The sequence below is a fragment of the Candidatus Streptomyces philanthi genome, from assembly GCF_059553635.1.
This window is the reverse complement of record NZ_JCANQV010000519.1, coordinates 1-2,268: the sequence shown is the minus strand read 5'-3', so window position 1 is coordinate 2,268 and position 2,268 is coordinate 1. Positions and strand designations below refer to the sequence as shown.

Here is a 2,268-nt window from a genome sequence, read left to right as displayed (position 1 = left end):
GGACGGTGTCCTCCTTCGCGCCTCCCTCCCCGCCCCCGCCCGGTTCTCCGTTCGCGTACGGCCCCCGGGCGGAGCCCTGGCCCGGCTCCCGGCCCGAACCCTGGGCCTCCGCCGCCCCGCCGCCTCCGTGGCAGCCGCCGTGCCCTCGGGCCCCCGTCGTCCCCGAGTCCTGGTTCGTCCCCGAGGGCCCGCGCCCCGCCCGTCCGCCCCATGGCGGGCACCCCTGCGGAGCACACCCCTACCGGGCCCACCACACCTTCGGGACCGGCTTCGCGCCGCACCAGGACGCCTTCGACGGCGACGCCGACGGGGACCGGCCCCCGCGCCGGTTACCGGGACGGGTGGCCGGCGCGGTGGCTGCCGTGCTCGTGGTCGGGGTCGGCGGCTGGCTGCTGTGGGGGTCGCACGGGAGCGGGCGCGAGGAGAGCGCGCCCCCGGCCGCCGCCGGTTCGCCGCACCCGGGGGCCGTCGCGTCGTCCGCCGCGTCCGCCACACCGGACCCGGACGACTCCCCCTCCGTCCCGGAGGTCCCGCCCGGGTACCGGCGCGTCCATGACGGGCAGGGCTTCTCCGCCGTCGTACCGAAGGGCTGGGCCCGCAGCGTCCGTACGGACGGCGTGTTCTACACCGCGCCGGACGCCGGTTCGCTGCTCCAGGTCTTCGAGATCAGCGACGCGGGTCCGAGCCCCCGCCGTGCGCTGGAGACCGCCTCCCAGCAGCTCGCCGACAACCCCGGGTACGAGGAGGTCAGCCTCGAACCGTTCGGTGAGCCGGCGCCGGGCCCCGACGCCACCGAACTCGTCTACGCGTACGACAGCAAGCGGATCGGCGAACGCGTCCAGGTCGCCGACTGCGCCTTCACCGTCCCGGGCGGCCGCCGGTTCGCGGTGCTGGTCCTCGGGGCCGCCAACGCGTGGCCGCTCCAGGAGGAGATCCTGCGGGTCGCGGTCGCGGCGTTCACCGTGCTCTCCTGACGCCCGGAGACCCGCCCGGGAGGCGCCCGTTCATCCGGGCAACTCGGTGCGCTCCCACCACTCGTAGACGGGGAGCCGCCCCTGGCCGGTGTCCTGCTGCCGCCCGGTGGCCCGGAAATGTTCGTAGCCACCGCGGAACGGGATCTTCAGCTCGTCCCCGGGCGGGTCGATCGGCACGATCCGCTCGGGCAGTTCCGCGGGCCCGCCTTCGAGTACTGCCTTGGTCACCGTGTCAGCCATGCCCGGATTGTCGGCACGGCGGACGCGGGCCGGGGTGTCGGCTCGCCGAGGACACCCGGCGCCGGACGGAGAGGTTCGTACGAACAGGGGGCCGGACGCGGCCACCGCCGGGGCGCTCCCGCGCCCGGCGAGCCCCCGAGGTGCCCCCGCACCACCTCGTCCGTGGGTTTGTCCCCGGAAGCGGCGGCGTCCCGTACGGGCGGGTGAGCACACTGAGTGCATGACGCGACACGGTGAGGAAATCCCCGCGTACCGGACCATCAGGGTGACCGCCCAGGACGGGCCGGTGGCGGCGATCTCCGAGGTGGAGGCATGGCGGGCCCGGGAGAGCCACCCCGGTCTCCTCGGGGTGGGCCCGGCCTTCGGACAGGTGCGGGAGCGGGGGCGGGGCCGCTGGGAAGTGCTGTCCTTCGGGGAGAGCACACCGCAGGGCGCGCGGGACACCATGGCGTCGGCGTTCCGCCGGATGGCCCGGGAGGCGGCCGGGGCCGGGAACGCCGAGGGGGCACGGGAGTGCGCGGCGGCCGCGGAGCGGCTGGACCGCGAGAAGACCGACGAGCTGACGGTGCTGGGCGACCGCCATCGCGTCGTTCGCGGCGAGGGCTTCGTCCGGATGGGACCGGACGGGCCCGAGCCGCCGCGCCCCTCGGACCCCGACCCCGTGGCGCACCGGCCGCCGGACCGCACCGGGGGCTTCGTCATCGACCCGGCGGCCGGGACGGGCATGGCGGAGGGCCTGCTCCGGCTCGACCTGCTGCGGTGCGTCCGGGCGGCAGGGACGGCGCCGGACGCGGTACGGCGGGACGCGGAGCGCGCGGCGCTGCTCCATCCGGGTGGGGTGCTGCTTCCCGCCGACTTCATGATCGCGGCGGAGGTGGAGGGGCAGTGGCAGCCGCACACCGCCTGCTGCGGCACCCCGCAGGCCGCCCGCGACGCGCTGGCGCGGTGGCTGCGGACGCTGGCGCCCCTGACGCTCCAGCTCGACGCGGCGGACCGGGCCGCCTACGAGCGCGCCGGGGAAGCCCTGGCCCGGTGGCGCGGCAACGATGTGGAG

The 2,268-nt window shown here is 76.9% G+C and carries 3 protein-coding genes; 2 read left to right on the top strand and 1 reads right to left on the bottom strand.

What is annotated here, in order from left to right; all coding sequences use genetic code 11:
* On the top strand, window positions 1–974 hold a 974-nt coding region (locus AC51EU_RS29765), incomplete at its 5' end, for a serine/threonine kinase C-terminal domain-containing protein (RefSeq protein WP_496270198.1).
* Between the two features lie 30 nt (window positions 975–1,004).
* Here the strand turns inward: AC51EU_RS29765 and AC51EU_RS29760 are convergent.
* Window positions 1,005–1,214 (bottom strand): DUF5988 family protein, encoded by a 210-nt coding sequence (locus AC51EU_RS29760; RefSeq protein ID WP_496270197.1) that lies wholly within the window; start codon window positions 1,212–1,214, stop codon window positions 1,005–1,007.
* 220 nt (window positions 1,215–1,434) lie between these two features.
* Here AC51EU_RS29760 and AC51EU_RS29755 point away from each other — a divergent pair.
* On the top strand, window positions 1,435–2,268 hold an 834-nt coding region (locus tag AC51EU_RS29755), incomplete at its 3' end, for a DUF5954 family protein (RefSeq protein WP_496270196.1).